At 63.6% G+C, this 13,236-nt stretch carries 13 protein-coding genes; 8 read left to right on the top strand and 5 right to left on the bottom strand.

From position 1 onward, the window contains the following. Positions 1 to 26 precede the first annotated feature (26 nt). The gene (locus tag BM222_RS29270) at positions 27 to 635 is read left to right on the top strand and encodes an FMN-dependent NADH-azoreductase (protein ID WP_092235946.1); all 609 of its coding nucleotides are present in this window, start codon (positions 27 to 29) and stop codon (positions 633 to 635) included. A gap of 69 nt (positions 636 to 704) precedes the next feature. On the opposite strand, the gene BM222_RS29275 is transcribed toward BM222_RS29270, so the two are convergent. After that, positions 705 to 890: a hypothetical protein gene (locus tag BM222_RS29275; protein ID WP_092235949.1), complete on the bottom strand. Its 186-nt coding sequence runs from the start codon at positions 888 to 890 to the stop codon at positions 705 to 707. Positions 891 to 1,064: 174 nt separating this feature from the next. Continuing rightward, positions 1,065 to 1,838 carry an SDR family NAD(P)-dependent oxidoreductase gene (locus BM222_RS29280; RefSeq protein WP_092235951.1) on the bottom strand — a complete coding sequence of 258 codons (774 nt, stop codon included), beginning with the start codon at positions 1,836 to 1,838 and terminating at the stop codon, positions 1,065 to 1,067. A 121-nt stretch (positions 1,839 to 1,959) separates the two neighbouring features. Between BM222_RS29280 and BM222_RS29285 the strand changes: the two genes are divergently transcribed. Then, positions 1,960 to 2,427 carry a winged helix-turn-helix transcriptional regulator gene (locus tag BM222_RS29285; RefSeq protein ID WP_092235955.1) on the top strand — a complete coding sequence of 156 codons (468 nt, stop codon included), beginning with the start codon at positions 1,960 to 1,962 and terminating at the stop codon, positions 2,425 to 2,427. 336 nt (positions 2,428 to 2,763) lie between these two features. Here BM222_RS29285 and BM222_RS29290 read toward each other — a convergent pair whose 3' ends face one another. Then, positions 2,764 to 3,003, bottom strand: a complete 240-nt coding sequence (locus BM222_RS29290; RefSeq protein ID WP_092236107.1) for a hypothetical protein — start codon at positions 3,001 to 3,003, stop codon at positions 2,764 to 2,766. A gap of 228 nt (positions 3,004 to 3,231) precedes the next feature. On the opposite strand from BM222_RS29290, the gene topA reads away from it, so the two are divergent. Genes topA through BM222_RS29310 form a run of 4 tightly spaced genes read left to right on the top strand, consistent with a single transcriptional unit; the run spans position 3,232 to position 9,581 of the window. After that, positions 3,232 to 5,988 carry a type I DNA topoisomerase gene (gene topA / locus BM222_RS29295; RefSeq protein WP_092235961.1) on the top strand — a complete coding sequence of 919 codons (2,757 nt, stop codon included), beginning with the start codon at positions 3,232 to 3,234 and terminating at the stop codon, positions 5,986 to 5,988. A gap of 7 nt (positions 5,989 to 5,995) precedes the next feature. Then, positions 5,996 to 8,365: a ribonuclease R gene (gene rnr, locus BM222_RS29300; RefSeq protein WP_092235965.1), complete on the top strand. Its 2,370-nt coding sequence runs from the start codon at positions 5,996 to 5,998 to the stop codon at positions 8,363 to 8,365. Continuing rightward, the gene (locus BM222_RS29305; RefSeq protein WP_092235970.1) at positions 8,359 to 8,799 is read left to right on the top strand and encodes a DUF983 domain-containing protein; all 441 of its coding nucleotides are present in this window, start codon (positions 8,359 to 8,361) and stop codon (positions 8,797 to 8,799) included. Before rnr ends, BM222_RS29305 begins: the two co-directional genes overlap by 7 nt. A gap of 32 nt (positions 8,800 to 8,831) precedes the next feature. Next, positions 8,832 to 9,581, top strand: coding sequence for an NUDIX hydrolase (locus BM222_RS29310; protein ID WP_092235973.1), 750 nt, complete (start codon positions 8,832 to 8,834; stop codon positions 9,579 to 9,581). On the opposite strand, the gene BM222_RS29315 is transcribed toward BM222_RS29310, so the two are convergent. After that, positions 9,582 to 10,133 carry a hypothetical protein gene (locus tag BM222_RS29315; protein WP_092235976.1) on the bottom strand — a complete coding sequence of 184 codons (552 nt, stop codon included), beginning with the start codon at positions 10,131 to 10,133 and terminating at the stop codon, positions 9,582 to 9,584. Positions 10,134 to 10,349: 216 nt separating this feature from the next. Here BM222_RS29315 and BM222_RS29320 point away from each other — a divergent pair, with 216 nt between their 5' ends. Then, positions 10,350 to 11,675 carry an LLM class flavin-dependent oxidoreductase gene (locus BM222_RS29320; RefSeq protein ID WP_092235980.1) on the top strand — a complete coding sequence of 442 codons (1,326 nt, stop codon included), beginning with the start codon at positions 10,350 to 10,352 and terminating at the stop codon, positions 11,673 to 11,675. A 206-nt stretch (positions 11,676 to 11,881) separates the two neighbouring features. Next, positions 11,882 to 12,049, top strand: coding sequence for a 50S ribosomal protein L33 (gene rpmG, locus BM222_RS29325; RefSeq protein ID WP_057756569.1), 168 nt, complete (start codon positions 11,882 to 11,884; stop codon positions 12,047 to 12,049). A gap of 108 nt (positions 12,050 to 12,157) precedes the next feature. On the opposite strand, the gene BM222_RS29330 is transcribed toward rpmG, so the two are convergent. Further along, on the bottom strand, positions 12,158 to 13,231 hold the full coding sequence (locus tag BM222_RS29330) for a TauD/TfdA family dioxygenase (protein ID WP_092235984.1): 1,074 nt from the start codon (positions 13,229 to 13,231) through the stop codon (positions 12,158 to 12,160). Between the last annotated feature and the right edge of the window lie 5 nt (positions 13,232 to 13,236).

The following is a 13,236-nucleotide window of genomic DNA, read 5'->3' on the forward strand; positions in this document are numbered from 1 at the left end:
CAAATCTATACCATGGGTGACCACAAATGAAACTCCTCCATATCGACTCCAGCGTGCTTGGCCCTCACTCCGTCTCCAGGCAGGTTTCCGCGGCCATCGTTGACCGGCTGCGGCAGGCAACGCCATCGCTGGACCTGATCTATCGCGACCTGACGCAAACTCCGCTCGCCCATCTCTCGGCATCGCATCTTGCAGCCGTCCAGGGTGCGCCCGCGCCGGCTGAACTCGGCCCCGACCTTGCGGCGAGCGCAGCGGTGCTGAACGAGTTCCTCGACGCCGACGTCGTCGTGATCGGCGCGCCCATGTACAATTTCACGATTCCGAGCCAACTCAAGGCCTGGATCGATCGCATTCTGGTGGCCGGTAAAACCTTCAAATACGGCGCGGCCGGGCCCGAGGGACTCGCTGGCGGCAAGCGCGTGATCGTTGCGGTCTCGCGCGGCGGCCATTACGGCGCCGAGACGCCGTACGCTGCCGGCGAGCATCTCGAAACCTATTTGCGCTGGGTGTTCGGCTTCATGGGTATCACCGGTCTCGAATTCATCTCCGCCGATGGCATTCAGATCGGCCCGGAGCATCGCCAGAAGGCGCTCGCCGGCGCGCTTCAGGCGGCAACGAGCCTGCGTTCGGCCTGAGGCCTCGCCGACATCATCAGCCGCCAAACACGCTGCGGCGGCTGATGGAGCCGCGGATGATCCGCGAAGCTAATACCAGACGCCCTGCACGCCCAGGATCACGGCGACGAGTGACACGAGCAGGCCGATGCCAGAGAAGATGGCGACCCCGATGAACTCGGACAGATCAGAATGCTTGGCGGGAACTGCAGAACGCTCGGTGAAAATACGCGGTGCTGAAATCGGAGAAAGAATGGGTGCGGCTGCTTTCGGCATAATGGACTCCTTTTAAAACGAGTCTTTTGACCCCCGCCGTAGAAGGGTCTTTGCAACGCGTCCGAAGGTTCAACGTGACGTGCAAGGTTCAGGAAATACAGCTCGCAGGCGTGGGAACCGGCCAGCGCAACCGTACTTAGCGCGCCGGCCGATTCAATTTTTCATATCGTTTGATCAACCGCGATAGATCGGCGCGCCGCTGGGCGAGGCCACCGCGCCGCCATCGACGAAGATCTCCTGTCCCTGAATATGCGCGGCATCGTCAGACGCGAGGAACAGCACCGTCTTCGAAATGTGATCGGGTTCACCGATACGACCGAGCGGCGTCGCCAGCGAGATCCGCTTCTCGAATGCCCTCTCCGCCTCGGGCGTTGCAACCGCAGCGCCCCAGATCGGCGTGCGGATCGCACCCGGCGCAACGACATTCACGCGGATGCCGCGCGGCGATAGCTCCGAGGCCATGATTCGCGCCATCGCCCGCACGCCGGCCTTCGCTGCACCATAGGCCGAGTAGCCGGGATTGCCGAGCACCGAGATCACCGAGCCGTTGAGAATGATCGAGGCGTTGTCGTTGATGTAAGGCACCGCCGATTGCACCGTGAAGAACACGCCGGTGAGATTGGTGCTGATCACTTTCTCGAACACTTCGAGCGTCGCCGAGCCGAGCGGCGTGCCGCCGGGAATGCCGGCATTGGCGAACAGGATATCGAGCTTGCCGAACTTTTCGCTGCCCTGCTTGATCGCAGCCTCGGTCGCGGAAATGTCGGTGGCATCAGCGGCGAGCGCGATTGCATTCGGCCCGAGTTGCTTCGCGGCCGCCTGCAGCGTCTCCGTGTTGCGGCCGGTGATGATCACCTTCGCGCCCTCGGCCACGAACAGCTTTGCGGTTGCCAGTCCAATGCCGCTGTTGCCGCCGGTGATCAGCGCCGTCTTGTTCGTCAGCCTCATGGTCTTCTCCGTGGTTTCATTATGAAACTAGATTGCCATCTAGGCCATATGGTTTTATGATGCAACCACACAAGCACGTGATCGGCGCCGAAATCGGGCGAACGCGACAGGACCTGAGACGATGGTGAAACGAACGAGCTTCGAGGGCGATGCCTGCCCGATCGCACGATCGCTGGAAGCGATCGGCGATTGGTGGTCGCTGCTGATCATCCGCGAGGCGTTGTTCGGCGTGCGCCGCTTCGGCGAGTTTCAGAGCAAGCTCGGCATGGCCAAGAACATCCTGTCGGCGCGGCTGCGCTCCATGGTCGATCACCGCATCCTGGAAACAGCCCCCGCCTCCGACGGCAGCGCCTATTCTGAATATCTTCTGACGCCGAAGGGCCGCGGCCTCTTCCCGATCCTCGTCGCGCTCCGGCAATGGAGCGAGGAGTTCGACGATCACCCCGAGCAGATCACGACGATCCTGGTCGATCGCGCAAAGGGCCGCCCAGTGAGGAAGCTCGAACTGCGCGCCGAGGACGGCCGACTGCTCAGCACCGACGACACCATGCTGAAGCCGCGGCCCGCGCCGCGACGACGGTCGGCGTGACGGAGCACGTCTGTCGCCACAGCGTCATTGCGAGCGCAGCGAAGCAAATCCAGGAATCTTTCCGCGGAGGGACTCTGGATTGCTTCGCTGCGCTCGCAATGACGACGTGTCAGGACTTGTGCAATGAGCTTAGAGCAGCGCGCTCGACTCTCTCCCCGTCATCCTGAGGTGCTCGTCCTGCAAAGCGGGACGAGCCTCGAAGGGCGACGGCCCCGCTGCATCTCGGCCGTTCATCCTTCGAGGCTCCCGATGGGGCGCTGAGCGCCCCATCACTCCCGACTCAGGATGACGGGTTGATGAGTAGCAAGCAAAAGCCTTTCGCCGTCCCACCACTCCTCACGACAGCTTGCGCTTGCTCCGCAGGCGTAAATGCTCGTCGGCCTCGAGCTTGGTCATCCCCAGAAGGTAATGCAGCACATCGAGCTCGTGGCGCTCGGTGAGCTTGCGCAAGGCACCGACCTGCTCGGAAATGAAAGTGACGGCTTCATCGACGCCGCCCTCCCCCGGCTCCTCGTTGCGCGAGCTTTTTTGCGCGCCTGATGCGGGGCGCGCCCGTCTCTTTCCTGGCTTTGCCACCTGCCCCACCTGAAAATCCATGCGCCGAGGGAACACTACGCCGAGACCGGCCACAACTCAAAGGTGGTATTTCACAACTTTTCCGATATGAAACTTTTCCCATTGCGGGGGCTTTCAAGAGCCCTCGATTTGACAGGACCCGCCTCACCACCCATGTTCGGGTCGAAACGGCCGACCCGAATCTTGTCGATTTCGGCCCCATACTTCCCCGTAAGTTACTGGAACTACATGAATATCGTCATTGTGGAGTCGCCGGCGAAAGCCAAGACGATCAACAAATATTTGGGCTCGTCCTACGAGGTTCTGGCCTCTTTCGGCCATGTCCGCGACCTCCCTGCAAAGAACGGTTCCGTCGATCCCGAGGCCAATTTCAAGATGATCTGGGAGGTCGACCCCAAGGCGGCCGGTCGGCTGAACGATATCGCCAAATCCCTGAAGGGCGCCGACCGCCTGATTCTGGCGACCGACCCTGATCGCGAGGGCGAGGCCATCTCCTGGCATGTGCTGGAGGTGATGAAGGAGAAGCGCGCGCTGAAGGATCAGAAGATCGAGCGCGTGGTGTTCAACGCCATCACCAAGCAGGCGGTCACGGACGCGATGAAGCATCCGCGCCAGATCGACGGTGCGCTGGTCGATGCCTACATGGCGCGCCGCGCGCTGGACTATCTGGTCGGCTTCACCCTTTCCCCTGTGCTGTGGCGCAAGCTGCCGGGCGCCCGGTCGGCCGGTCGCGTGCAGTCCGTGGCGCTACGCCTCGTCTGCGACCGCGAGCTCGAGATCGAGAAGTTCGTGCCGCGCGAATATTGGTCGCTGATCGCGACCCTGCTGACGCCGCGCGGCGATGCCTTCGAGGCGCGCCTGGTCGGCGCCGACGGCAAGAAGATCCAGCGGCTCGACATCGGAACCGGTGCCGAAGCGGAAGACTTCAAGAAAGCGCTGGAGCTCGCGACCTACGCGGTGACGGCGGTCGACGCCAAGCCGGCGCGCCGCAATCCGCAGGCGCCCTTCACGACATCGACCCTGCAGCAGGAGGCGAGCCGCAAATACGGCTTTGCGCCGGCGCACACCATGCGCATCGCCCAGCGCCTTTATGAAGGCATCGACATCGGCGGCGAGACCACCGGACTCATTACTTATATGCGTACCGACGGCGTGCAGATTGCCCCGGAGGCGATCACGCAGGCACGCAAGGTGATCGGCGAGGATTACGGCAATGCCTACGTGCCGGATGCGCCCCGCCAATACCAGGCCAAGGCCAAGAACGCCCAGGAAGCGCACGAAGCGATCCGCCCGACCGACCTCTCGCGACGTCCAGGCAGCATGAGCCGCAAGCTCGATGCCGACCAGGCCAAGCTCTATGAGCTGATCTGGAAGCGCACCATCGCGAGCCAGATGGAGTCGGCCGAATTGGAGCGCACCACCGTCGACATCACGGCGAAGGCGGGCGGGCGCACGCTGGAGCTGCGCGCCACCGGTCAGGTCATCAAGTTCGACGGTTTTCTGACACTTTATCAGGAAGGCCGCGACGACGAGGAGGACGAGGATTCCCGCCGCCTGCCTGCGATGAGCCAGGGCGAGGCGATCAAGCGGCAATCGCTCGCCGTCACCCAGCATTTCACCGAGCCGCCGCCGCGCTTCTCCGAGGCTTCGCTGGTCAAGCGCATGGAAGAGCTCGGCATCGGCCGGCCCTCGACCTATGCCTCGATCCTCCAGGTGCTGAAGGACCGCGGCTACGTCAAGCTGGAGAAGAAGCGCCTGCATGGCGAGGACAAGGGCCGCGTCGTCGTCGCGTTCCTGGAAAGCTTCTTCAACCGCTACGTCGAGTATGATTTTACGGCCAATCTGGAAGAGCAGCTCGACCGCATCTCCAACAACGAGATCTCCTGGCAGCAGGTTCTGAAGGATTTCTGGACCGGCTTCATCGGTGCCGTCGACGAGATCAAGGATCTGCGCGTCGCGCAGGTGCTCGACGTGCTCGACGACATGCTGGGGCAGCACATCTATCCGCCGCGCGCGGATGGCGGTGACATCAGGCAATGCCCGAGTTGCGGCAACGGCCGGCTGAATCTGAAGGCCGGCAAGTTCGGCGCTTTCGTCGGCTGCTCGAACTATCCGGAATGCCGCTACACGCGTCAGCTCGCCGCCGACGGCGAGAGCACCGCCGATCGTTCGCTCGGCCAGGATCCCGAGACGGGTCGCGATGTCTGGGTCAAGGCCGGCCGCTTCGGCCCTTACATCCAGCTCGGCGAGCAAAAGGATTACGAGGAAGGCGAGAAGCCGAAGCGCGCGGGCATCCCGAAGGGCACCTCGCCCGGCGATGTCGAGCTCGAGCTTGCGCTCAAGCTGCTGTCGCTGCCGCGCGAGATCGGCAAGCATCCCGAGACAGGCCAGCCGATCACGGCAGGCCTCGGCCGCTTCGGGCCGTTCGTGAAGCATGAGAAGACCTATGCCAGCCTCGAGGCCGGCGACGAAGTCTTCGACATCGGCCTCAACCGCGCCGTCACGCTGATCGCGGAAAAGGTCGCCAAGGGCCCGAGCCGCCGCTTTGGCTCTGATCCCGGCAAGGCGATCGGCGATCATCCGACACTCGGCACCGTCACCGTGAAGAGCGGCCGTTACGGCGCCTATGTCACGGCGGGCGGCGTCAACGCGACGATCCCGGCCGAGTTCGAAAAGGACACGGTGACGCTCGCGCAGGCGATCGCACTGATCGACGAGCGCGCGGCCAAGGGCGGCGGCAAAGCCAAAACGGCGAAGAATGCCGCGAAGCCGGCCAAGGCCAAGAAGGCTGCGGCAAAGACTGGCGACGACACCGCACCGAAGACGAAACCGGCCGCGAAGAAAGCGGCCAAGACCAAAACTGAATCCACCAGCAAGGCGCGCGCAGGCGTGGCGTCGACGGCCAAGACTTCAGCAGTCAAGACGTCGCCGACCAAGGCAGGCGCCACCAGAGCTCCGGCCAAGAAGAGTGCCGGCACCAATTAGAGGTTAAGTGAAACGCAAGAATGACCGTGGCTTTCCCGACAGGCAAGCCATCGTCGCCTTCATCAAGGCACATCCAGGAAAGGTCGGGACCCGCGACATCGCGCGCGAGTTCGGCCTGAAGAACGCCGATCGCATCGAGCTCAAGCGCCTGCTGCGCGAGCTCGCCGACGACGGCACCATCAAGAAGAAGCGCCATACGGTCTCGGAGCCGGACGCACTTCCCCCGACGCTGGTTGCCGACATCACCGGCCGCGACGCTGACGGCGAGCTGATCGCCTCCCCCACCGAATGGGACGAGGTCGAGGGCGGCGAACCACCAAAAATCCTCATCGTCATGCCGCGCCGGCCGAAGCCCGGCACGACGGCCGGCGTTGGCGACCGCGCGCTGCTGCGGGTCGAACCGACCAACGAGAGCGAAGGACCGGCCTATCGCGGCCACATCATCAAGGTCTTCGACAAGACCAGGAGCCGTATCCTCGGCGTATTCCGCGGCCTGCCCGAAGGCGGCGGGCGACTGGTCCCGGTCGACAAGAAGGCTGCCGACCGCGAGCTGAACATCGCCGCAGCCGATACGAAGGGCGCGCAGGACGGCGATCTCGTCAGCGTCGACATCGTTCGCACCCGCAGCTTTGGGCTGGCGTCCGGCCGCGTCAAGGAGAAGCTCGGTTCGGTCAAGTCCGAGAAAGCGATCAGCCTGATCGCGATCTACGCCCACGATATCCCCCTGCAATTCTCTTCTGCCGCCGAGCGCGAGGCGGAGGCCGCGGAGCCCGCGAACCTGAAAGGCCGCGAGGACTGGCGCGACGTCCCGCTCGTCACCATCGATCCGCCTGACGCCAAGGATCACGACGACGCGGTGCATGCGCAAGCGGATCCCGATCCTGACAACAAGGACGGCTTCATCGTCGACGTCGCCATCGCGGATGTGAGCTTTTACGTCCGGCCGGGCACCGCGCTCGACCGCGCAGCGCTCGACCGCGGCAACTCGGTCTATTTCCCGGACCGCGTCGTGCCGATGCTGCCCGAGCGCATCTCCAACAATCTCTGCTCGCTGGTGCCGGGCGAGCCGCGCGGCGCGCTCGCCGTGCGGATGATCATCGCGCCCGACGGACGCAAGCGCTCGCACAGCTTTCACCGCATCCTGATGCGCTCGGCCGCCAAGCTGAGCTACGCACAGGCACAGGCCGCGATCGACGGACGGCCCGATGACACCACCGGTCCGCTGGTCGATCCGATCCTCAAGCCGCTTTATGCGGCTTACGCCTGCATCAAGCGCGCGCGCGACGAGCGCGATCCGCTCAACCTCGATCTGCCCGAGCGCAAGATCCTGCTGAGGAGCGACGGCACCGTCGACCGTGTCGTCGTGCCTGACAGGCTCGACGCGCACAGATTGATCGAGGAGTTCATGATCCTGGCCAACGTCGCGGCCGCCGAGATGCTGGAGAAGAAATCGCTCCCGCTGATCTACCGCGTGCATGACGAGCCGACGCTGGAAAAAGTCCACGCGCTCGCGGAATTCCTGCAAACGCTGGACGTCCACTTCGCAAAGGGCGGTGCGCTGCGCCCGGCTCTGTTCAACCGTGTGCTGGCGCAGCTCGAGGGCCACGACCACTTCCCGCTGGTGAGCGAGGTGGTGCTGCGCGCCCAGGCGCAGGCGGAATACTCGTCGGAGAATTACGGGCATTTCGGCCTGAATTTGCGCCGCTATGCGCATTTCACCTCGCCGATCCGCCGCTATGCCGATCTCGTCGTGCACCGCGCGCTGGTCCGCGCGCTCGGGCTTGGCGAAGGCGCCCTGCCCGACAGCGAGACGGCGGAAACCCTCGCCGAAGTCGCCGCGCACATTTCGCTGACCGAGCGGCGCGCGATGAAGGCGGAACGCGAGACCGTCGATCGCTTGATCGCGCATCATCTCGCCGAACGCATCGGCGCGAGCTTCCAGGGCCGCGTCTCCGGCGTCACCCGCGCCGGGCTCTTCGTCAAACTCGCGGAAACCGGCGCCGACGGATTGATCCCGATCCGATCCCTCGGCACGGAATATTTCAACTATGACGAGGGCCGCCACGCGCTGGTCGGCACGCGCAGCCGGACCATGTACCAGCTCGGCGATGTCGTCGAGGTCCGACTGGTCGAAGCGGCCCCGATCGCAGGCGCGCTGCGCTTCGAGCTGCTGTCGTCATCCAGCGAGACGAGCCCGCGCGATCGCCGGCAAGCAGGCCCGCAACGCCGCCCCTCGCTCAAGGCGCATCCCGGCCGCAGCCCGGATAGAAAGCGCAAGCCGCCAAAGCCCGGCAATGCGAAGAAGGGCAAGGAAAAGAACAAGGGCAGGAACAAGGGAAAGAACAAGGGCAAAGGCAAGAAGGGCAAGGCATGGTGACCATGAGCACAGTCCCGAAGATCTGGACACGCGAGACCGGCCTCGTCGAGAAGCGCGATCTCTGGACGGCCATGAAACGCGGTTTTCGCGGCCGCTGCCCGCGTTGCGGCCAAGGCAAGCTGTTCCGCGCCTTCCTGAAGACGGCGGACAATTGCCCGTCCTGCGGACTCGACTTCACGCCGCACCGCGCCGACGATTTGCCCGCCTATCTCGTGATCGTCATCGTCGGCCACATCACCGTGCCGACGATCCTCTGGATCGAGACCAACTACACGACGCCGGCCTGGCTGACATACGTCGCCTATCTGCCATTCACCTTCTTTGCGTCGCTTGGGCTGTTGCAGCCGGTGAAAGGAGCCGTGGTCGGCTTGCAATGGGCTCTGCGCATGCACGGGTTTGACGAGAACCCGCCGGATGGTATTCCGCCCGTGTAAGCACAACAAGCAAGAACAGTTTGGGTGAGGATATGAGCGATACGGCGCAGACAGCCGAAAAGGCGAAAGTCCACGAGGAAAAGGAAGCCGATCATCATCCCTATTTCCGCCCGAGGGATGCGGCGACGCTGATCCTGGTCGACCGCAGCGGCACCGTTCCGAAGGTGCTGGTCGGCAAGCGCCACGACAAGGTGGTGTTCATGCCCGGAAAATTCGTCTTCCCGGGCGGCCGCGTCGACAAGGACGATTATCGCGTGCCCTGTGCGGCCCCCATCACCACCGAACTGGAAGCCAATCTCGCCAAGGGCAGCCCCAAGACGCCGGCCTCGCGCGCAAAATCGCTGGCAGTGGCCGCCATCCGCGAAGCCTGCGAGGAGACCGGTCTCTGCCTCGGACGCAAGAGCGAGGGGAAAGCAAAACTCGAAGGCCCCTGGAAACCGTTCGCGGATGCGGGCCTGCTGCCCGATCCATCCAGCCTGTTCCTGATCGCGCGCGCGATCACCCCGCCCGGCCGCGTCAAGCGCTTCGATACGCGCTTCTTCACCGCGGATGCCTCCGCGATCACCCATCGCGTCGAGGGCGTGATCCACGCGGATGCCGAACTGGTCGAATTGGTGTGGGTCGAGCTCGGCTCGAAGCCACTCGCGGATCTCCATCCCATGACACGCAACGTGCTCAACGAGCTGCACACGCGCCTTGCCACCGGCCCCTTGCGCCACGACGCACCGGTGCCGTTCTTCCATTTCTACGGCGGCAGGATGCAGAAGGATGTTTTGAGCTGATCAGCGCGCGTCGTCGTCATCAGGCTCGGTGCCGACATAGTCGCGCGCCGGCAGCTTGAGGACGCGGCCGATCTCGCTCGCGAGCCTGTCCGCCTCCTCGCGGCTGGTAAAACTCTGAAGCGTGATCGGCTCGGTGCCCTTGTCGCCGCAGAGATTGACGTCGTAGGTCGTCAATTCGGGATCGTAATCGTCCGTGATGCTGATGAAGTGATAGTCGGCGAGATCACGGGACTTTCGAAAGTTCAGCGGACCGAACTGCCTGGTGACGACGATCTGGCGCAGCGTCTCGTTGAGCACGACGAAGGTGCGGAAGGTCAGCAGGATCAGGCCGGGGACGCCGATGAGCAGTCCGAGGCCGGAAAACACCAGCACCGGCACGAGATCGTCGGCAAGCCGGCCGAAGCCCAAAAAATCCTGGCGCAGGCCGAGCGCGACATTCCACAGCAGATAGCCGCTCGCCGCCAACAACGGCAGCGACAGCAGTCGGCCGAACCACGGCATCGGCCGGTCGATCCGGATGATGCTGCCGTCCAGGGTCATTGCGTCTGCCATGAAAAGTCTCCTCGGAAGCGAAGGTCACGGCTTGGTCGGCACGAGCGGCGGATTGGTTCGACCGACCACCCCTCGCCGCGGCGAGGCGCCCCGCAATGACGCGATTGTGCTGAGCCTGTCGCGAAAAACAAAAAATTCTTCTCAGCCATCCCAATGGCGCAGTTCCCCCGCGTGCCTATGTGTTTGCGAACGACATCAAGAACGGACCACGGCGCGATGGCACAACGGCAACTCAAGCTTGGCGCGTTCATGCGCCCGATCAGCATCCACACCGGCGCCTGGCGCTATCCCGGGGCCTGGCCGGACGCCAATTTCAATTTCGGCCACATCAAGACGCTGATCCAGAAGCTCGAGGCCGGCAAGTTCGACGCCTTCTTCATGGCCGATCACCTCGCGGTGCTGAACATGCCGGTCAACGCGCTCAAGCGCAGCCACACCGTCACCTCGTTCGAGCCATTCACGCTGCTCTCGGCGCTGTCGGCGGTCACCGAACGGATCGGCCTGATCGCGACGGGCTCGACCACGTTCGACGAGCCCTATCACGTCGCCCGCCGCTTCGCTTCCCTCGACCATCTCAGCGGGGGACGTGCGGGGTGGAACATCGTCACCACCTCGAACCCGGACGTAGCGCTGAATTTCGGCCTCGACGATCACATGGAGCACGCCGAGCGCTACAAGCGCGCCCGCGAGTTCTATGACGTCGTCACGGGCCTCTGGGATTCCTTCGCGGACGATGCCTTCGTCCGCGACGTCGAGAGCGGGCTGTTCTTCGATCCCGCGAAGATGCATGTGCTCGACCACCACGGCAAATATCTGAAGGTCCGCGGCCCGCTCAACATCGCGCGCCCCGTGCAGGGCTGGCCCGTGATCGTGCAGGCCGGCGCCTCCGAGGACGGCAGGCAGCTCGCCGCAGAGACCGCGGAAGCCGTCTTCACCGGCGGCGGCAGCCTCGCCGACGGACAAAAGCTCTATGCGGACATCAAGGGGCGCATGGAAAAGATCGGCCGCGATCCCGAGCACCTGAAGATCCTGCCCGGCGCCTTCGTCGTGGTCGGCGATAGCGTCGACGAGGCCAGGGAGAAGCGCGCCCTGCTCGACAGCCGCGTGCATTACGACAGCGCCATCGCCTCGCTCTCGGTCGTCCTCGGCACCGACGCCTCCGGCTTCGATCCGGATGGACAGCTGCCTGACATCCCCGAGACCAACGCCAGCAAGAGCGGCCGGCAGCGCATGGTCGACCTCGCCAGGCGTGACAAGCTCACCGTGCGTCAGCTCGCCCAACGCGTCGGCGGCTATGGCGGGCTCTCCTTCGTCGGCACTGCGAAAACCATCGCCGACCAGATGGAGGAATGGCTGGTCGGGCGCGGCTCCGACGGATTCAACATCATGTTCCCGTTCCTGCCCGCTGGCCTCGACGATTTCGTCGACAAGGTGGTCCCGGAGCTGCAGCGCCGCGGGATTTTCCGGAAAGAATATGAAGGGGCCACGCTGCGGGAGAATCTCGGCCTCCCCCGGCCGAAAAACCGCTTCTTCGAGGGGTAATCGGCCCGATTTGGGTGGTTTTCCGCCCTGGAGCCCCGTCCGGGGCTCTAGGTTGTTGTTTTGACGCGTTTTCTTCACGCGAACCGGTGCCCGCTTCGCTCGAAAACGCTTCGAAACCTTGACATCAGGCGGTTTCTGGCTAGGTTGCCGGCCAACGCGGGCCGTTTGGCCGGCTCCAGATTCCCCAATTTTCTGAGGTTCAGAACATGGCCAAAGCGGTCACCATCAAGGTCAAGCTCGTGTCCTCGGCCGACACCGGCTTCTACTACGTCGCCAAGAAGAATTCGCGCACCATGACCGACAAGCTGGTCAAGAAGAAGTACGATCCGGTCGCGCGCAAGCACGTCGAATTCAAGGAAGCCAAGATCAAGTAAGATCGGCCAAAGCGTCGAAGAGTTTTGCGGGGTCCTTCTGGGCCCCGTTTTCGTTTCCGCTCTGGTGGAGGCGCGGTGCCGCGCCGGGCTGGGGCCCGATTCCGAATTTCAATCCAACGGCACGTTCAGGCTGGTGCCTTTGGTGATGATGCCGCCGCGATTGCCGATTTCGATCGAACCGTAGCGTTCCCTGAAACAATCGGGCAGCGGCCGGTCGCCTTCCATGCTGAGCCAAAGGCGCAACAGGTGACGCTTCCGGCCCGCATCGGGCCAATCGCGGAATCCCGTCCGGTCATGCAGCAAGGCATGATTGTAGACGAACTGCATATCCCCCGGCTGAAGCCGCATGCCAAAGTGCAGATCGGGATCATTTGCCAGCGCGTCAAAGAGATCGAGCGCCTCGATGTGAGCAGGCGTCAATCTCGGCGCATCGGCGAAGCGTTGCGCACTGTCGATATACTGACGCTGATAGAACCCGGTCAGAAACCCCGCATGCCAATTCAGCACCGGGATTTGCAGATATGGCTTTTCGTTCTCCGGCACCTCGCCGCGCCGGTCCGTCGCGATTGGTTCGAACAACAGGGCGGCAAGATCGGGACGCCTGTCGAACATCTCGTTGTAGATTGTGGATGTGCTGACGAGAAGGGACTCGCCGCCCTCCATCGCCTCGCGAATGCACAACAGTCCAACCACGTCGGACGAATCCGTGTGGAATGTTTGCCTTTCCGACGTCTGATAGATCCGCGTGTTCGGATCCCTGGCATCGGCGCCCGTGTCGCGGACGTGACCGAGAATGTGCCCCGCCGCATTCTGGGAGCGTGCCGATCCGAGATGGGCGCCCACCCCGCAAAAGATCGTCGCGGCAAACTCCTGGCTGTATTTTGCGACCGGAAGGCCGCGTATGACTTCAAAGCCCAGCCCGACCAGCAGCTTCCTCCTGAGATCGTCCAGATGCGCGCCGAAGTGAGGGAGCGGAAAGCTGTCCTTCGTGATGTCGGCGATTTTCTTGCTCCGACCAAGGTATGATTCAGCCGCGGTCTCGAGCTCCGCGATATCGCTGGCTCCAAGCGAGATCAACCATCCATCGGGGTTTGCCTTCATCTCCGCGCCTCGCCATGCAGATGCGACCTCGACACGCCCTCGAGGACGATTGATCCCACTGGGCGCTGAGACCACATTCATGCTTG

The organism is Bradyrhizobium sp. Gha, from assembly GCF_900113735.1.
In the GTDB taxonomy this organism is placed as follows: Bacteria; Pseudomonadota; Alphaproteobacteria; order Rhizobiales; family Xanthobacteraceae; genus Bradyrhizobium.

What these genes read in the sequence shown, in the direction of transcription:
- BM222_RS29280 (WP_092235951.1), bottom strand. Translation starts at nt 1,838, where the DNA reads ATGAGGCTGACGAACAAGACGGCGCTGATCACCGGCGGCAACAGCGGC.
- BM222_RS29270 (WP_092235946.1), top strand. Translation starts at nt 27, where the DNA reads ATGAAACTCCTCCATATCGACTCCAGCGTGCTTGGCCCTCACTCCGTC.
- rpmG (WP_057756569.1), top strand. Translation starts at nt 11,882, where the DNA reads ATGGCCAAAGCGGTCACCATCAAGGTCAAGCTCGTGTCCTCGGCCGAC.
- BM222_RS29320 (WP_092235980.1), top strand. Translation starts at nt 10,350, where the DNA reads ATGGCACAACGGCAACTCAAGCTTGGCGCGTTCATGCGCCCGATCAGC.
- BM222_RS29285 (WP_092235955.1), top strand. Translation starts at nt 1,960, where the DNA reads ATGGTGAAACGAACGAGCTTCGAGGGCGATGCCTGCCCGATCGCACGA.
- BM222_RS29315 (WP_092235976.1), bottom strand. Translation starts at nt 10,133, where the DNA reads ATGGCAGACGCAATGACCCTGGACGGCAGCATCATCCGGATCGACCGG.
- BM222_RS29275 (WP_092235949.1), bottom strand. Translation starts at nt 890, where the DNA reads ATGCCGAAAGCAGCCGCACCCATTCTTTCTCCGATTTCAGCACCGCGT.
- BM222_RS29305 (WP_092235970.1), top strand. Translation starts at nt 8,359, where the DNA reads ATGGTGACCATGAGCACAGTCCCGAAGATCTGGACACGCGAGACCGGC.
- topA (WP_092235961.1), top strand. Translation starts at nt 3,232, where the DNA reads ATGAATATCGTCATTGTGGAGTCGCCGGCGAAAGCCAAGACGATCAAC.
- BM222_RS29330 (WP_092235984.1), bottom strand. Translation starts at nt 13,231, where the DNA reads ATGAATGTGGTCTCAGCGCCCAGTGGGATCAATCGTCCTCGAGGGCGT.
- BM222_RS29310 (WP_092235973.1), top strand. Translation starts at nt 8,832, where the DNA reads ATGAGCGATACGGCGCAGACAGCCGAAAAGGCGAAAGTCCACGAGGAA.